Below are 16,250 nucleotides of genomic sequence, written 5' to 3' on the forward strand. Positions count from 1 at the left end.
CGTGCGCAAGACCCTGATCGTCGCCGAGATGGTGGCCCGCGACCTGCTGCGCCGCCGCGGCGCCCTCGCCCTGCTGGCGCTGGTGCCCCTCGTGTTCTACCTGGCCCGCCACGACGACAAGGTCGGCCAGTCGATCCGCTTCGCCACCCTCGGCCTGGCCTGGACCGTCAGCACCCTGGCGCTGTTCTCCGGCACCGCGGCCAAGGCCGCCGAGCCGCGGCTGCGCATCGGCGGCTACCGGCCGGGCCAGCTCTACGCCGGCCGCCTCGTCGCGCTGCTCGGCATCGGCCTGACGCTGGGCGCCGTCTACTGGGGCATCATCGCCGCCGACCAGGACCTCCGGCGCCCGGGCGCCCTCGCGGTGCTGATCGCGGTGTCGGTGGTCGTGGCCGCGCCGATGGGGCTGCTCGTCGGCGCGCTGGTGCCGCGCGACCTGGAGGGCGCGCTGCTGCTCATCACGCTGCTGGCCCTGCAGTTCCTGATGGACCCGGCGAAGAGCTCGGCCCGGCTGCTGCCGCTGTGGTCGAACCGGGAGATCGGGACGTACACGGTCGACCTCACCGACGCCGGCTACCTGCAGCGGGGCCTGCTGCACGCCGCGCTGTGCACGCTGCTGCTGGTCGGCGTGACGGCGACGCTGACGACCCTTCGCCTGCGCCGCCGCCGTCACCTGCTGTTCACCTAGGCCCGTCGCCCGGGCCCGCTCCGGTCGGCCGGGATCAGCTCAGCAGCTTGACCAGCACCGGCGCCAGGGCGTCCGGGTCGGGGTCGTGGGTCTGCCCGTCGACGACCTCGAACCGGGCGCCGGGCAGGGCCGCGGCCGTCGCGCGGGCGGCGTCGAGCAGGAACGCCGGGCTGGCGCCGCCGCCGATCACCGTCGATGGCACGCGGATCGCCGCCGCGACCTCGGGCCGGACGTGGCCCGCGCCGAGCACCGCGTCGTCGTACGCCAGGGTGTGCGCGATCGCCTCCAGGGTCGCGAACCCGGGCGAGGCGCGGAAGCCGGCGATCGCCTCGGCGGGCATCCCGACGCGGCCCATGAACAGCGCGACCGCGTCGCCGCGGCGGCCGGCGGCGAGCAGCTCGGCCAGCCGCGCCGAGTAGGCGGGGTCGTTGCCGACGAACGGCGGCTCGTAGAGCGCCAGGGCGGTGACGGCCGGGCTCGCGGCCGCGGCGGCCAGGCCGATCGCCCCGCCCGAGGACATCGTGTAGACGGCGGCCGAACCGCCGGCCGCCCCGACGAGCGCCAGGAGGTCCTCGGTCTCGCGCGCCGGGTCGTACGGCAGCGTGTCGCCGCTCTCGCCGCGGCCGCGCCGGTCGTAGGTGTACACCGTGAAATGCTCCTGGAGGCGCGCGGCGAGGGGCGGCATCGGCCCGGCGGCGCGGTAGCACATGGCCCCATCGACGAGGACCAGGGCCGGTCCGGCGCCGGCGCGGTCGTAGGCGATCGGGGTGCCGTCGGCGGACGTGACGGTGGGCATCAGGACTCCCTGCGGTCTCGGTGGATCTCGGCCAGGTAGGCGTCGAAGCGGTCCAGGCTGGTGTTGAAGCCGGCCCGGGCCCGCGCGCTCAGGTACGCGGCGGGGACGTTGGTCTGGTGGGTGACGACCTCGGTGCGCCCGTCGCCGAGGTCGGTGAACGTGATCTCGGTGCGCATCCCGCCCTCGACCCCGGGCTCGATCCAGACGAGCCGCCGGGGCCGGTCGATCTCGGCGTAGACGGCGCGCATCGTGTAGGTGCCGCCGTCGGCGCCGACCATCGTGGTCTCGAAGGCGCCGCCCGGGCGCAGGTCGACGACGATGCCGTCCAGCGGCGTGGTGGTCCCGGCCGGCCCCCAGAAGCGGGTCAGGTGCTCGGGCGTCGTCATGCACTCGAACAGCAGCTCCGGCGGCGCGTCGTGCACCCGGCTGAACGTGAGCTCCCCCACCCCGCTCACGCCGCCGCCGCGCTTCGCTGCGTGCCGCTCATCGGGCACCGCCCTGGATCCGGCGCACGTGCTCGGCGAGGCGGTCGTGCCGGTCGGCCCAGACCTGCCGGTGCCGCTCGATCCAGCCGGCCGCCTCGGCCAGGCGCTGCGCCTCCAGGGCGCACGGGCGCGACTGGGCGCTGCGCGTGCGCGAGATCAGCCGGGCGTGCTCGAGGACCTTGAGGTGCTTCGAGACCGCCTGCTGGGTCATCGCGAAGGGCTCGGCCAGCTCGTGGACCGTCGCCTCGCTCTCCGCGAGCCGCTCCAGGATGGCCCGCCTGGTCGGGTCGGCCAGGGCCGCGAAGACGAGGCTCAGCTCGTCGGTGACAACCGCCATGCCCGCGACGGTACCCACAACCGAGCGTTTTAACAACCAGTTGGTTGTAACTACAGGCGGTGGGTCGCTCCCTCGCGCTCGGCGTGCGCGTCGAGGGCCTCGGGGGTCGCGTTGGCGCACACCACGACGGTGGCGCCCGCCGACAGCGGCGCGAGCAGCCACTTGACCGGGTGGTCGTCCCCCGCGGCGTCGACGAGCAGCCGGTCGCCGCCCCGCAGGCCGATCCGCTCGGCGACGCCGGCCGCGATCGTGCCCCACTGGCCGAAGCTGGACCCGTCGGCGGTGGCGGCATCGGTACCGCGGGTGCGCCCGGGCGCCGGCGTGTGCGCCGGGTACGCGTCGAGGGCGGCGCGCAGGTCGCGGTACCCCTCGGGCGGCTCCTCGGCAAAGCACGAGAACCGGTGCGTCGCCTCCGGGATGTCCTCGAGCCACGAGCCGATCCGCGCGGCCGCGACGAAGGAGACGCCGAACGGCTCGCCCGCGCCCGGCTCGAGGCTCGGCAGCCCCGCGGTCGCCCAGCCGCGCAGCGAGACCGTGATCCCGGCGGACCAGGCGCCCATGAGCGCGACCGCGGTGAGCCAGTGCGGGGGCAGCAGGACCGCGGCCCGGCTCCCCGCGCCGAGGCCGCAGCCCTCACGCAGCAGGCCGGCGGCGCGGGCCGCCCACTCGCCGAGCGCGGTCGCGGACAGCTCGACGCGCTCGCCGGTGGCGTCGTCGTGGTACGTGATCAGGGGCACGTCGACGCCCGCGGCGGCGCCGGCCGGTCGCGGGACGGGAAGCTCGGCCATGCCGGCCAGCCTAGCCAGAACCCCTACAGGAGGGTGACGGCGTCGCTGCGGGCCACCTCGGGCACCGAGGTGGCCCGCGAGCCGTACTTCTTCAGCAGCGCGTGCACCACGAAGACGTAGTGGCCGCCGGACTTCAGCCCGGTCACGGTGGCGCTGACCCGGGTGCAGCCGGTGCCGGGCGCGACCTTCTGCCACTTCCACGCCGGCTGCACGCCCATGTACAGGTCCTGCGGCACCGGTGCGAGCTGGTACTCCACGATGTACGGGTCGCCGATGTTCCACCAGCTGACGACGGCCGACGTGGTGCCGGGCGCAACGTCGGCGCCGTTGACGACGCCGGGATGGACGACGCCGGTGCAGTCGCTCGGGCGCGGGCTCGGCGCCGCCGCGGTGCCGGCCGAGCGGGTGGGGAACAGCGACATCGACGCGATCGGGCCGCGCGCCGGGGTGGCGGTGCTCGCCGCCGGGCTCACCGCGTCCCCGCGCAGGTACACCTGCCGCTCCGGCATGGCCACCGGCGGCCCCGACCGGGTGGCGGTGGTGCCGGAGCCCCCGCCGCCGCTGCCGGTCATGCCGGGCAGCATGCTGCACCCCGCCACCCCGGCCACCATGGCCGAGGTCAGCACGAGGGCCGTGCCGATGCGCCGTTTCACGCCCGTCACATCGGCACGGCCGCGCGCTATGTGAGGCGGCCCGCGACGGCCGCCGCGAACCGCTCGGCCGCGCCGGGCGCGTGGCCGAGGAACAGCGACGGCTCGGTCAGCTCGACCTCGATGACGACCGGGCCGTCCGGGGAGGGCAGCAGGTCGACCCGGGCGTACAGCAGGTCGCCCGCCGGCACCGGCAGCTCCGCGAGGACCCGCGCGGCGAGCGCGCGCTCGTCGGGCGACGGGTTGCGCGGCGAGATGTCCTCGTTCTGGTACAGCGCCTTGGTCTCCTCGTAGGGCCCGGTCAGGATGGCGCCCTTGCGGATCGCGTGGCTGAACTCGCCGCGGAAGCTCATGACCGCGGTCTCGCCGCCGATGTCGACGGCGGCGAGGTACGGCTGGATCATGACGACCCGCCCCTCCCCCTGCAGCCGCCGCACGAGCTCGGCGGCCCGGTCGCCCTGGGTCGCGAGGTCGTACCGCCCGGTGTCGATGCTGCCGACGCTGACGGCCGGCTTGACGACGATCTCGCCCTCGGCCGGCGGCGCCCACTCCTCGCCCGGCTCGACCCACGTGGTCGGCACGATCGGGATGCCGGCGAAGGCGAGGTCGCGCAGGTACCGCTTGTCGGTGTTCCACTCGATCACCGCGGCCGGGTTGGCCAGGCGGGGGACGGTGCGGGCCCAGGCGACGAACTCGTCGCGGCGGCGGGCGTAGTCCCAGGTGTTGCGGATCACGGCCAGGTCGTAGGCGGACCAGTCGGCGCTCGGGTCGCTCCAGGCGACCGGCTCGGCGGCGATGCCGTGTGCGGCGAGGGCCGGGATCAGCGCCCGGTCGTCCTCGTCGAGGTCGGGCAGGTCGGCGCAGGTAACGAGAGCGACCCGGGCGGCGGCCCGGGTCGCGGCGGACAGGTCGGTGCGGGACTGACGATCTTGGCTCACCCGGCGACGATACCGGGGCCTGCGGGGTGCCCTAGCGGGACAGGGTGCGGCGGCCCATCGAGCGCCACAGGTCGTTGCTCGGCCGCATCTGCTCGAGCAGCTCGCGCTCCCACGCGTTCTCGATCGTGACGCCCGCCTGCGCGCAGGCGTTGCGCGCGATGTCGGTGCCCTCGGCGAACTGGTCGCCCCAGACGCCGTCCTCCCCGACGAGCACGATGCGGGCACCGCGCCGGCCGACGTACTCGATGACTGCCTTGGCGCCGCCGTGGTCGTCCGCGAAGGACTTGATGCCGGTGATCAGGCTGCCCGGCACCGGGCGGCTCAGGGTCATCGTCGTATCGGAACCATCTGCCATGAGCGCCACATTAGAGGGACGTCAGACCACGTGTGGGTGAACTGACGTCCGGTTGTGATCGTCATAACGGACAGGTTTAGCGGACACGCTCCTCGATTCGCCCGGCAATGTCCGTAAATATCGGTATTTTCTTCACGCCCATTCGGCGCGCAAAGCGAGATATCTGTCACGTCACTCGCATCGGCGTGGACGTGCCAAAAAATTCGGGCGTTTCTGGGTTAACTCTCGCTTAGGCGACCTTTTGGTGCGGGGTTCGGGCCCCCGGTAGTTGCCGCCGGGCAGCCCGCCGCGCGGCTACTGCAGCAGCGCGTCCACGGCGATCGCGACGAACAGCAGCGTCAGATAGGTCACCGACCAGTGGAACAGCCGCATCGGCTTCAGCGGCTCCTCGCGCCGGGCCCGGCCGTACAGCCGGTGGGCCTCCACGAGCAGCATGGCGCCCGTCACGATCGCCACGACGCCGTACAGCGGCGTCATCCCCAGCGGCCAGAGCGCGACGGAGGCGCCGACGGTGAGCCAGCTGTACACCACCGTCTCGAGCCCGACCCGGCGCATGCTCGCCACCACGGGCAGCATCGGGATGCCGGCCCGCGCGTAGTCGTCCTTGAACTTGATGGCCAGGGCGTAGAAGTGCGGCGGCTGCCAGAGGAACACGACGGCGAAGAGCACCCACGCCGGCCACGACAGCCCGCCGGTGACCGCGGCCCAGCCGATGAGCACCGGGGCCGCGCCGCAGGCGCCGCCCCACACCGTGTTCTGCGGCGTGGTCCGCTTGAGCCACATCGTGTAGACGAGGTCGTAGTACGCGATGGCGCCCGCGGTGAGCAGCGTGGCGAGCAGGTTGGTGAACGTGGCCATGAGCACCGTCGACACGACGGCGAGCGTGAGGCCGAAGATCAGGGCGCTGCGCGGCGACACGGTGTGCGTGGCCAGGGGCCGCCGCGACGTGCGCTTCATCACCTGGTCGATGTCGCGGTCGATGTAGCAGTTCAGCGCGTTGGCCGCGCCGGCCGCGAGCGAGCCGCCGACCAGCACGACCAGCACCAGCCACAGGTTGGGCAGGCCGTGGTCGGCCAGGAACATCACCGGGACGGTGGTGATGAGCAGCAGCTCGATGATGCGGGGCTTGGTGAGCGAGACGTATGCCTTCACCACCGCGAGAGCGCCGGCGCGCCGGCCGGCCGCCTGCGCCTGCTGGGCCCGGGCCAGGGTCGCCGCCGATGTGGGACGGACCGGCTCGGACGCGCGCTTATCAACGACTCCATGGTCGACGAGCTGCGTCACGTCTGAATTGCCACCTTCCGGCATCGCCGCGGAACTGCCCGTCGGCGGAGCGAGGGTCCCACCGAGATCGGCGGGCTCACGCATCGTAGAACAGGATCGTCGCTGGTCGGACGGCGCCCCCGCGGCACGCCCCGCCGCACCGATTTCGCGCAGGGCTGAACCGATCGACGTTGCGCGCTGTGCGGCCGGCGTCGCGGCTCATCCGGGCCGCACCGCGCGCGAGCGGGCATCGACTACCGTGGCCGCCGGCAGCGTCGCCGATGTCCGAAACCTGGTCGACTCAGCGTGGGGCCACCCATTCGTGGGTAGGGTCGACCTGATAACCCCTTCGAGGAAAAACGCAACCTCGCCGTTCGACAGGAGCAGCACCGCCGTGAGCGATGAAGAGGTCAAGGTTCCCGAGCTTTCCTGGTCAGACGTCGACCGGCGCGCCGTCGACACGGTCCGGGTGCTGGCGATGGACGCCGTCGAAAAGGCCGGCAACGGCCACCCCGGCACGGCGATGAGCCTCGCCCCCGCCGCATACCTTCTCTTCCAGAAGGTCATGAAGCACGACCCGACCGACCCGACCTGGCTCGGGCGCGACCGCTTCGTGCTCTCCTGCGGCCATTCGAGCCTGACGCTGTACATCCAGCTGTACCTGGCCGGCTACGGCCTGAGCCTGGACGACCTGAAGTCGCTTCGCCAGTGGGGCTCGCTGACCCCGGGCCACCCCGAGCACGGCCACACCGCCGGCGTCGAGACCACCACCGGCCCGCTGGGCCAGGGCATCGGCAACGCGGTCGGCTTCGCGATGGCGGCCCGCCGCGAGCGCGGCCTGTTCGACCCGGAGCCGGGCGTCGGGGAGAGCCTGTTCGACCACCACGTCTACGTGCTGTGCTCCGACGGTGACATCGAGGAGGGCATCAGCCACGAGGTCAGCGCGCTGGCCGGGCACCAGAAGCTGGGCAACCTCGTCGTCATCTACGACGACAACGAGATCTCGATCGAGGACGACACCAAGGTCGCCAAGAGCGAGGACGTGGCCGCGCGCTACGCCGCCTACGGCTTCCACACCCAGGTCGTCGACTGGCGCAAGGGGCACGACGCCGGCGACGGGGTGTACACCGAGGACGTCCACGCGCTGTGGGACGCCATCCAGGCCGCCAAGGCCGAGACCGACCGGCCGTCGTTCATCGCGCTGCGCACCATCATCGGCTGGCCGGCCCCGAAGAAGCAGAACACCGGCAAGATCCACGGCTCGGCCCTCGGCGGCGACGAGATCGCCGCCACCAAGGAGATCCTCGGCTTCGACCCGGCGCAGTCGTTCGCGGTCGCCGAGGACGTGCTCGCGCACACCCGCGAGGCGATCGAGCGCGGCAAGACCGAGCACGAGAAGTGGGACAAGGGCTTCGCCGACTGGCGCGAGCGCGCCGGCGAGCGGGCCGAGCTGCTGGACCGGCTGCTCGCGGGCGCGCTGCCCGACGGCTGGGAGAAGGCGCTGCCGGAGTTCCCGCCCAGCGAGAAGGGCGTGGCCACCCGCAAGGCGTCCGGCGACACCCTCAACGCGCTCGCGCCGGTGCTGCCGGAGCTGTGGGGCGGCTCGGCCGACCTGGCCGAGAGCAACAACACCACGATGGAGGGCGAGCCGTCGTTCCTGCCCTCCGAGTTCGCCACGAAGGCGTTCCCCGGCCACGAGTACGGCCGCACCCTGCACTTCGGCATCCGCGAGCACGGCATGGGCGCGATCCTCAACGGGATCAAGCTGCACGGCCCGACCCGCCCCTACGGCGGCACGTTCCTCGTCTTCTCCGACTACATGCGCCCGGCGGTGCGCCTGGCCGCGATCATGCAGCAGCCGGTGATCTACGTGTGGACGCACGACTCGATCGGCCTCGGCGAGGACGGCCCGACGCACCAGCCGATCGAGCACCTCTCGGCGCTGCGGGCGATCCCCGGCCTCGCGGTGGTCCGCCCCGGCGACGCCAACGAGACCGCGCAGGCGTGGAAGGTGGCGCTGGAGCGCAGGAACCAGCCGATCGCCCTGGCCCTGACCCGGCAGAACCTGCCGACGCTGGACCGCACGGTGTACGCGCCGGCCGAGAACGTCGCCAAGGGCGGCTACATCCTCAAGGACGCCGCCAACGGCCAGCCGAAGGTGATCATCATCGCCACCGGCTCCGAGGTGCAGCTCGCGGTCAAGGCGCAGGAGCGGCTCGAGGCCGAGGGCACGCCGACCCGGGTCGTGTCGATGCCCTGCCAGGAGTGGTTCGAGGAGCAGGACGCGGCGTACCGCCAGCAGGTGATCCCGACGGGCGTGAAGGCCCGCGTCACCGTGGAGGCCGGCATCGCGATGTCCTGGCAGAAGCTGCTCGGTGACTGCGGTGTCCCCGTGAGCATCGAGCACTACGGCGCGAGCGCCCCCTACACGGTGCTGTTCGAGCAGTTCGGCTTCACCGCCGACAAGGTCGTCGCGGCCGCGCACGCCTCGCTGGCCAAGGCCGGCGAGATCACCGGCAGCACCACCGGCAACTGAAGTCAAAGGAGACCCGCGATGAGTTCCGATCGGCTGGCCGAGCTCGCCGCCGCTGGCGTGGCGATCTGGCTCGACGACCTTTCCCGGCAACGGCTGACCAGCGGCGGGCTGGACAAGCTGCGCCGCGAGCAGCACGTGGTCGGCGTGACCACCAACCCAACCATCTTCGCCAAGGCCGTCACCTCGGCCGACGACTACGCCGAGCAGAACACGGAGCTGGCGCTGCGCGAGACGTCCGTGGCCGAGGCCATGCGCTCGATCATGGGCTACGACGTGCGCTGGGCGTGTGACGTGATGAAGCCGGCCGCCGACGCCAGCAAGGGCGTCGACGGGCGGGTCTCGATCGAGGTCGACCCGACCCTCGCGGGCAACACCGACCGCACCGTCGCCGAGGCGAAGGCGCTGTGGTGGCTCGTCGACCGCGACAACCTGTTCATCAAGATCCCGGCGACCCGCGAGGGCATCCCGGCGATCACCGCGACCCTGGCCAACGGGATCAGCGTCAACGTCACCCTGATCTTCTCCCTCGAGCGCTACGGCGCGGTGATCGACGCCTTCTTCGCCGGGCTCGAGCAGGCCAAGGCCAACGGCCACGACCTGGCCAAGATCGGCTCGGTGGCGTCGTTCTTCGTGTCGCGCGTCGACACCGAGTACGACAAGCGCCTCGAGAAGATCGGCACCGACGAGGCCAAGGCCCTGCTCGGCAAGGCGGCGATCGCCAACGCGAAGCTGGCCTACAAGCTGTACGAGGAGAAGTTCTCCTCCGAGCGCTGGCAGGCCCTGGCCGACGCGGGCGCCCACCCGCAGCGGCCGCTGTGGGCCTCGACGTCGACCAAGAACCCGGAGTACCGCGACGTGATCTACGTCGAGGAGCTCGTGGCCCCCGGCACGGTCAACACCATGCCGGAGGCGGTCATCCACGCCTTCGCCGACCACGGCGAGGTCCGCCTCGACGCCGTCACCGGCGGCTACGCCGAGGCGCAGCAGGTCATGGACCGCCTCGCCGCGGTGGGCATCGACTACAACGACGTCGTCGAGGTCCTCGAGCGCGAGGGCGTGGAGAAGTTCACGGTCAGCGGCAAGGAGATGATCGAGACGGTGCAGAAGGCGCTCGACGCCGCATCCGCCTGAGGTACTCCAGCCTGAAGTACTCCGGCCTGAGGTTTCATGGTTTCTTGGCGTGCCCGCCACTCGCGGGCACCAGGATGAGGGCATGCAGGGGGTAGCGGGTGTCTGATCTGCTCGACGACGTGGTCGCGGCGGCCGGCCTGACGGTCTTCGGCGCCGCGCCGGCGGCCGATCCCGCCCCGCTGCTCCCCCTGCCCGGACCGGAGCTTGCGGCCCGCATCGAGGCCCTGCGCGGCGACCTGCGCGCGCGGGGCCTCGACCATGTGGTGCTCCTGGCGACCGGGGCCCCGGCCGCCGCCGCCCGGGCGATCGCGGCCACGCTCGGCCTGCGGCTGACGGTCCTCGACTCGGCCGACCCGCACCGCGCCGCCGCGGCCCTGACCCGCCTCGACCGGGCCGTGCTCGTCGCCGCCGCCCCCGCGGACCCGTCGCCGGAGACCGACGCCTACCTGCGCCTGCTCCGCGACCGCGCCGAGCCGCCGCTCGTCGTGGTGACCGCGCCCGGCTCCGCGCTCGCCGCCCTGGGCGGCGAACTGTTCCTGACCGATGCCTCGCCGCTGTCCGCCCTGAGCGCGTACGGCCTGGTGGCACCCGGCCTGGCCGGCGCCGACACGGCCGCGCTGCTCGATGAGGCGGCGGCCCTGCTCGCACCGGCCCCTCCCCCGGCGGCGCGGCTCTCGGCCGGTTTCACCCTGGCCCCGCCCGCGCCCCGCCCCTCGATGGAGGTCGCCCCGTCGGCCTCGCCCGGCGCGGCCCTCGGGGCCGCCATCGCCGCGGCGACGCGCGCGGGCCGCGACAAGCTCGCGGTCGCGCCCGACGGCACCGGCATCGACGGCCTCGGCGAGTGGATCTCCGAGCTGTTCCCCGGCGTGGTCCCGGTCGCCTTGGAGAACCCGTCGTCCTGGGGCCACGAAGGCCTCGACGTGTTCAGCGTGACCGTCGGCGGCGTCCTGGGCCGCGGCATCATGCCCGGCGGCGGGATCGCCTCCGATCTCTGCGTGAACGGCCCGCTCGGCGCGCAGCTGCTCGCCTGGGAGCAGGCCGCACGCATGCTCTCCGCCGGCACCGCCCCCACCGTGGGCGCCCCCACCGTGGGCGCCCCCACCGTGGGCGCCCCCACCGGCGGCGCCCCCACCGGCGGCGCCCCCACCGGCGGCGCAATCACCGGCGGCGCTCTCGCCGGCGCTGTCCCCGGCTCGGGCGGCTCGGCCGGCGGCGCTCGTGCCGGCATCCCCGGCGTCCCAGCCAGCGACGCCCTGACCACCGCGCCGGATTTATCCGAAATTTCGGACATCGCCGCGGAGGTGCCGACGCTTGTCGAGGGGGCCGTCGAGGTCTACGGCGACACTTCGCAGGCGACGCTCATCGGCGCCATCGACGACCTCGTGCGTGGAGTCGCCGCCGGTGGGTATGTAGCCATCTCCGCCTATCTCGACCGGGACGGCGACGCCGCCGCGGCCGGGATGCGCGACGCCCTGGCCGGGCGCGTCGCGCGGGCCGTCACCTTCGGCTGGGGCGGGCGCCCGGCCCGGCCGGGGCTCGGCGCCACGCTGCAGATCACCGGCGCGGTGACCGGCGACGTGCCGGTGCCGGGCCGGCCCTACACGTTCGGCGGGCTGCAGGCCGCCCGGGCCGCCGCCGAGCGGCGCGCGGGGCCGGTGCTGCGGCTCCATCTGACCGACCGGGCAACCGGTATCGACCAACTGTTGGCCGCCCTCGGAGGGTGAGACTGATGACCAATCCGCTGCGGGACCCGCAGGACCGGCGACTGCCTCGGATTCCCGAGCCGTGTGCGCTGGTCATCTTCGGCGTAACCGGTGACCTGGCCCGCAAGAAGCTCATCCCGGCCGTCTACGACCTGGCGAATCGGGGCCTGCTGCCGCCCAGCTTCGCCGTGCTCGGCTTCGCCCGGCGCGACTGGGGCGACGGCGACTTCGAGGACCTCGCCCGCAGGGCCGCGCAGAACGGCGCCCGCACCACGTGGCGGGAGGAGGTGTGGTCGCGGCTGGCCGGCAACATCAAGTTCGTGCCGGGCTCGTTCGAGGACGACGCGGCCTTCGACCACCTGGCGCAGACGCTCGACGACCTGCGCGAGGAGTCCGGCATCCAGGGCAACGCCGCCTTCTACCTGTCGATCCCGCCCTCGGCGTTCCCGGTCGTGCTCAAGCAGCTCGAGCGCACCGGGATGTCGGACAACGCGAAGTCCGGCGGCTGGCGGCGGGTCGTGGTGGAGAAGCCGTTCGGGTACGACCTCGGCTCGGCCATGCAGCTCAACGACCTCGTCGACGACGCCTTCACCGCCCAGGACGTGTTCCGCATCGACCACTACCTGGGCAAGGAGACCGTCCAGAACATCATGGCGCTGCGGTTCGCCAACAACTTGTTCGAGCCGGTCTGGAACTCCAACTACGTCGACTCGGTGCAGATCACGATGGCCGAGGACGTCGGCATCGGCACCCGCGCCGGGTTCTACGACACCGTCGGCACGGCACGGGACGTACTGCAGAATCACCTGCTGCAGCTGCTCGCCCTGGTGGCGATGGAGGAGCCGACGGCCTTCGACGCCGACGCGATCCGCACCGAGAAGCTCAAGGTGCTCAACGCGATCAAGGTGCCGACGGACGTGTTCACGCAGACGGTCCGCGGGCAGTACCTGACCGGCTGGGTCGCCGGCGAGCGCGTCCCGGGGTACCTGGAGGAGAAGGACGTCCCGGCGGACTCCAAGACGGAGACGTATGTGGCGGTGCGGCTGGGCATCCAGAACCGCCGCTGGGCCGGGGTGCCCTTCTACATCCGGGCCGGCAAGCGCCTGCCGCGGCGGGTGACCGAGCTGGCGGTGCTGTTCAAGAAGGCGCCGCACCTGCCGTTCAGCGACGCGGACGTGGAGATGCTCGGCCACAACCAGCTGGTCATCCGGGTGCAGCCGGACGAGGGCGTGATGCTGAAGTTCGGCTCGAAGGTGCCCGGCACGACGATGGAGGTCCGCGACATCGCGATGGACTTCCAGTACGGCGAGGCCTTCACCGACGCGAGCCCGGAGGCGTACGAGCGGCTGATCCTCGACGTGCTCGTCGGCGACAAGACGCTCTTCCCGGACTCCGCCGAGGTCGAGGCGAGCTGGAACGTGGTCGACCCGCTGGAGGCGGCGTGGGCCGGCTCGACGCCGGAGCCGTACCGCGCGGGCGAGTGGGGCCCGCGGGCCGCCGACGAGATGCTGGCCCGCGACGGCCGCACCTGGCGCCGGGCCTAGGACATCGGGGCCTAGAGGGAGACATGGACATGATCGGTTTGTGGGACACGACCGGCATCGAGGTCGTCAAGGCCCTGGCCAACGAGCGGCGCAGCGCCGGCGGGCTGACCAGCGGCCTAGCGCTGACGCTGATCGCCGTGGTCGACGAGCGGCAGGTCCGCGAGGCCGAGGCGGCGGCCACGATCGCCGCCTCCGCGCACCCGTGCCGGCTGCTCATCATCGTGCGCGCCGACGTGACGCAGCAACGCTCACGCCTGGACGCCGAGATCGTCGTCGGCGGCCGGCTCGGCCCGTGCGAGGCGGTCGTGATGCGCATGCAGGGCCGCCTGGCGCTGCACGCCGAGTCGGTGGTCATGCCGCTGCTCGCACCGGACGTGCCGGTGGTGACGTGGTGGCAGTGCACCCCGCCGGAGCGCATCGCGTACGACCCACTGGGCGTCGTCGCCGACCGCCGCATCACCGACAGCGCGCAGGCCGACGACCCGGTGGCCGCGCTGCGGATCCGGTCGGACGACTACGTGCCCGGCGACACCGACCTGGCGTGGTCGCGCATCACCCCGTGGCGCACGCTGCTGGCCGGCGCGTTCGACGCCAACCGCGTGGGCGTGAAGGCGGCGACGATCGTCGCCCCGGAGCACGACCCGACCGCGATGCTGCTCGGCGGCTGGCTCGAGGCCCGCCTGGGCGTGCGCCCGGCCCGCCGCGACGGCTCCGGCAAGATCATGGAGTCGGTCGAGCTGGAGCTCGAGGACGGCAACAGCATGAGCCTGGTGCGCGACCTCAACGCGGGCGTGGCCACGCTGCAGCGCACCGGCCAGCCGGACCGCATCCTGCCGCTGACCCGCCGCCCGCTCGGCGACGAGCTGGCCGAGGAGCTGCGCCGCCTCGACCCGGACCAGCCGTACGCGGCCGCCCTGGCCTCGGCGACCGGCAAGCGCCGCCTCGACGAGCGCACCGCGCCGCGCGTGCACATCTGGAAGGACCCGGCCCTCGCCGAGCGCCCGGAGGCGACCAACTTCGCCGAGGCGGCTTCGTGACCCAGAGCAAGGTTGTCGTACACACCGAGCCCAAGCTGCTCGCCGAGGCCGCCGCGGCGCGCCTCATCGTCCGGCTCACCGACGCCCAGGCCGAGCGCGGCGAGGCGACCCTGGTCCTGACCGGCGGCCGGATCGCCGCCCAGATCTACCAGGCGATCCGCGACAGCCCGGCCCGCGACGCGGTCAACTGGTCGCGCGTGAACCTGTGGTGGGGCGACGAGCGCTTCCTGCCCGCCGGCGACGCGGAGCGCAACGAGACCCAGGCCCGCGCGGCCCTGCTCGACGCGCTGAAGCTGGACCCCACCCGGGTACACCCGATGCCCGCGTCCGACGGCCCCGACGGCGACGACGCCGAGGCCGCCGCGGCCCGCTACGCCGCGGAGCTGGCCGAGGCGGCCCGCCCCGGCCACGCCGAGCTCCCCCACTTCGACGTGGTGCTGCTCGGCGTCGGCGAGGACGGCCACGTCGCCTCGGTGTTCCCGGAGCACCCGGTGACGCTGGAGAACCGCCCGGTGTCGGCGGTGCGCGGCAGCCCGAAGCCCCCGCCGGTCCGCACGACCCTCACGCTCCCGGCGATCAACACGACCGACGAGGCGTGGCTGATCGCGTCCGGCACGGGCAAGGCGGCGGCGGTGGGCCTGGCCCTGGCGGACGCGGGCCCGCGCCAGATCCCGGCGGCCGGCGTGCACGGCCGCGACCTGACGCTGTGGCTGCTCGACTCGGCGGCGGCCCACGAGCTGCCGCCGAAGTTCCGCAGCCTCGTCTGATCGCACCACGCTGCGGCGCCGGTCTCCTTCGGAGGGCGGCGCCGCTCTGCGTTGCTGGCCTGCGAGGCCGCCGCGCGCGGCCGGCAGCACGAAACGAAACGAAGCGGCATGCCATGCCCACGCGACACGCCGGCATCTGCCGAGCGACACGCCGCGGTCCGAGCGCTTTGCGCGGGCGGGTTGCCCCTGGACCCGGCGGCGATCCGTGCGTGCCAAGCGCGCGGACCGCGGACCAGGCGCGGACCGCGGACCAGGCGCGGACCGCGGACCAGGCGCGGACCGCGAACGAGGCGCGCAGGCCGGTCGGAGGCGCGAGCTGGTGCGACCGCCGTGGCCAGGGATGTCCAGACGGAACCGGCGCCGCGGAAAGTTACACGGATGATCGGCGGCGGCGCGTCCGGTCTACCTCCGACCGTACATCACGCCACCTAACCGATCTCCAACTCGCTCACGGACCGTGAAAAGCCGTCACGGACCGTGGGCTAGCCGCGGCGCTGGCGGAGTCTCGCCAGGGCCTCCTGCAGGATGGCCTCGCCGTCGGCGTCGGTGCGCCGTTCCTTCACGTAGGCCAGGTGGGACTTGTACGGCTCGGCCCGCGGCCGCTCCGGGGGCTGCTGGGCGTCCTGCCCGGCCGGCAGGCCGCACCGGGGGCAGTCCCAGAGGATCGGTGGTGTGACCTCGGCCGCGAACGCCGGCTGCGTCGCATGGCCGTTGGCGCACCAGTAGGTGACGCTCCGCCGAGGGGCCTGTTCTCCTCGCTCGGCCCAGCGCATCGGGCCGGAGCCGACTCGTGTTCCGCGGATGGCGTTGCCAGCTGCCACGGCTGCTCGCTCCTGTTCGTCGGGGGGTACGACGTCAAAGGGCGTAAAACTCGTGCGCGCGGCCCGAAAAGTACACGGACCGCGCGCACGAGTCTAAAACTACCCGGTGTGGCTAGGCACCACCGTTCTCGACAATTTTCAGCCAGAGGCCGAGGCCCACGATGCACGCGAACCAGATGATGCCGACCAGCAGCGTGTAGCGGTCGAGGTTCTTCTCGGCGACCGAGGAGCCCGCGAGGCTCGACGAGACGCCGCCGCCGAACATGCTGGACATGCCGCCGCCCTTGCCGCGGTGCAGGAGCACGAGCAGGGTCAGCAGCACGCTGGTGATGACCAGCAGCACGATCAGGGTGTAGGCGAACGCCGTCATGGCGCGGTCGTCCTCTCGAAGTGGCGGTCGTAACGGATGGAGCT

The 16,250-nt window shown here is 73.0% G+C and carries 17 protein-coding genes; 7 read left to right on the plus strand and 10 right to left on the minus strand.

Annotated elements, in window-relative coordinates; all coding sequences use genetic code 11:
* The first annotated feature begins 1 nt into the window (after position 1).
* The gene (locus tag ACQEVU_RS40440) at positions 2–685 is read left to right on the plus strand and encodes a hypothetical protein (protein WP_433333284.1); all 684 of its coding nucleotides are present in this window, start codon (positions 2–4) and stop codon (positions 683–685) included.
* A gap of 34 nt (positions 686–719) precedes the next feature.
* On the opposite strand, the gene ACQEVU_RS40445 is transcribed toward ACQEVU_RS40440, so the two are convergent.
* The 8 genes from ACQEVU_RS40445 to ACQEVU_RS40480 all read right to left on the minus strand — a co-directional run bounded on the left by ACQEVU_RS40445 (position 720) and on the right by ACQEVU_RS40480 (position 6,318).
* The gene (locus tag ACQEVU_RS40445; RefSeq protein ID WP_433333286.1) at positions 720–1,481 is read right to left on the minus strand and encodes an alpha/beta fold hydrolase; all 762 of its coding nucleotides are present in this window, start codon (positions 1,479–1,481) and stop codon (positions 720–722) included.
* The gene (locus ACQEVU_RS40450; protein ID WP_433333288.1) at positions 1,481–1,936 is read right to left on the minus strand and encodes an SRPBCC family protein; all 456 of its coding nucleotides are present in this window, start codon (positions 1,934–1,936) and stop codon (positions 1,481–1,483) included. The genes ACQEVU_RS40445 and ACQEVU_RS40450 overlap by 1 nt, the downstream gene beginning before the upstream one ends.
* A 28-nt stretch (positions 1,937–1,964) precedes the next feature.
* The gene (locus ACQEVU_RS40455; protein ID WP_433333290.1) at positions 1,965–2,303 is read right to left on the minus strand and encodes an ArsR/SmtB family transcription factor; all 339 of its coding nucleotides are present in this window, start codon (positions 2,301–2,303) and stop codon (positions 1,965–1,967) included.
* Positions 2,304–2,353: 50 nt separating this feature from the next.
* Positions 2,354–3,091, minus strand: a complete 738-nt coding sequence (locus tag ACQEVU_RS40460; protein ID WP_433333292.1) for a TIGR03089 family protein — start codon at positions 3,089–3,091, stop codon at positions 2,354–2,356.
* A 23-nt stretch (positions 3,092–3,114) separates the two neighbouring features.
* Positions 3,115–3,744, minus strand: coding sequence for a fibronectin type III domain-containing protein (locus tag ACQEVU_RS40465; protein ID WP_433333294.1), 630 nt, complete (start codon positions 3,742–3,744; stop codon positions 3,115–3,117).
* A gap of 26 nt (positions 3,745–3,770) precedes the next feature.
* On the minus strand, positions 3,771–4,679 hold the full coding sequence (locus ACQEVU_RS40470) for an ATP-grasp domain-containing protein (RefSeq protein ID WP_433333296.1): 909 nt from the start codon (positions 4,677–4,679) through the stop codon (positions 3,771–3,773).
* Between the two features lie 31 nt (positions 4,680–4,710).
* Positions 4,711–5,034, minus strand: a complete 324-nt coding sequence (locus ACQEVU_RS40475) for a hypothetical protein (RefSeq protein WP_433333298.1) — start codon at positions 5,032–5,034, stop codon at positions 4,711–4,713.
* 294 nt (positions 5,035–5,328) lie between these two features.
* On the minus strand, positions 5,329–6,318 hold the full coding sequence (locus ACQEVU_RS40480; protein ID WP_433333300.1) for a heme o synthase: 990 nt from the start codon (positions 6,316–6,318) through the stop codon (positions 5,329–5,331).
* A gap of 373 nt (positions 6,319–6,691) precedes the next feature.
* Between ACQEVU_RS40480 and tkt the strand changes: the two genes are divergently transcribed.
* The 6 genes from tkt (at position 6,692) to pgl (ending at position 15,015) form a co-directional block, all read left to right on the plus strand.
* Positions 6,692–8,833, plus strand: a complete 2,142-nt coding sequence (gene tkt / locus ACQEVU_RS40485) for a transketolase (protein ID WP_433333302.1) — start codon at positions 6,692–6,694, stop codon at positions 8,831–8,833.
* An 18-nt stretch (positions 8,834–8,851) separates the two neighbouring features.
* Positions 8,852–9,964, plus strand: a complete 1,113-nt coding sequence (gene tal / locus ACQEVU_RS40490) for a transaldolase (RefSeq protein ID WP_433333304.1) — start codon at positions 8,852–8,854, stop codon at positions 9,962–9,964.
* A gap of 98 nt (positions 9,965–10,062) precedes the next feature.
* Positions 10,063–11,688 (plus strand): hypothetical protein, encoded by a 1,626-nt coding sequence (locus tag ACQEVU_RS40495; RefSeq protein ID WP_433333306.1) that lies wholly within the window; start codon positions 10,063–10,065, stop codon positions 11,686–11,688.
* Between the two features lie 5 nt (positions 11,689–11,693).
* On the plus strand, positions 11,694–13,211 hold the full coding sequence (gene zwf, locus ACQEVU_RS40500; RefSeq protein WP_433333308.1) for a glucose-6-phosphate dehydrogenase: 1,518 nt from the start codon (positions 11,694–11,696) through the stop codon (positions 13,209–13,211).
* Between the two features lie 29 nt (positions 13,212–13,240).
* Positions 13,241–14,248, plus strand: a complete 1,008-nt coding sequence (locus ACQEVU_RS40505; RefSeq protein WP_433333310.1) for a glucose-6-phosphate dehydrogenase assembly protein OpcA — start codon at positions 13,241–13,243, stop codon at positions 14,246–14,248.
* Complete coding sequence (gene pgl, locus ACQEVU_RS40510) at positions 14,245–15,015, plus strand: 6-phosphogluconolactonase (RefSeq protein WP_433333312.1); 771 nt, start codon at positions 14,245–14,247, stop codon at positions 15,013–15,015. Before ACQEVU_RS40505 ends, pgl begins: the two co-directional genes overlap by 4 nt.
* A gap of 482 nt (positions 15,016–15,497) precedes the next feature.
* Here the strand turns inward: pgl and ACQEVU_RS40515 are convergent, their stop codons facing one another.
* Together ACQEVU_RS40515 and secG are read right to left on the minus strand one after the other, a co-directional pair.
* Entirely contained in the window at positions 15,498–15,836 is a 339-nt protein-coding gene (locus ACQEVU_RS40515) for an RNA polymerase-binding protein RbpA (RefSeq protein ID WP_433333314.1), read from the minus strand.
* A gap of 112 nt (positions 15,837–15,948) precedes the next feature.
* Positions 15,949–16,206: a preprotein translocase subunit SecG gene (gene secG, locus ACQEVU_RS40520; RefSeq protein ID WP_392799317.1), complete on the minus strand. Its 258-nt coding sequence runs from the start codon at positions 16,204–16,206 to the stop codon at positions 15,949–15,951.
* Positions 16,207–16,250 lie beyond the last annotated feature (44 nt).

The organism is Dactylosporangium sp. CA-139066 (genome assembly GCF_050936175.1).
In the GTDB taxonomy this organism is placed as follows: domain Bacteria; phylum Actinomycetota; class Actinomycetes; order Mycobacteriales; family Micromonosporaceae; genus Dactylosporangium.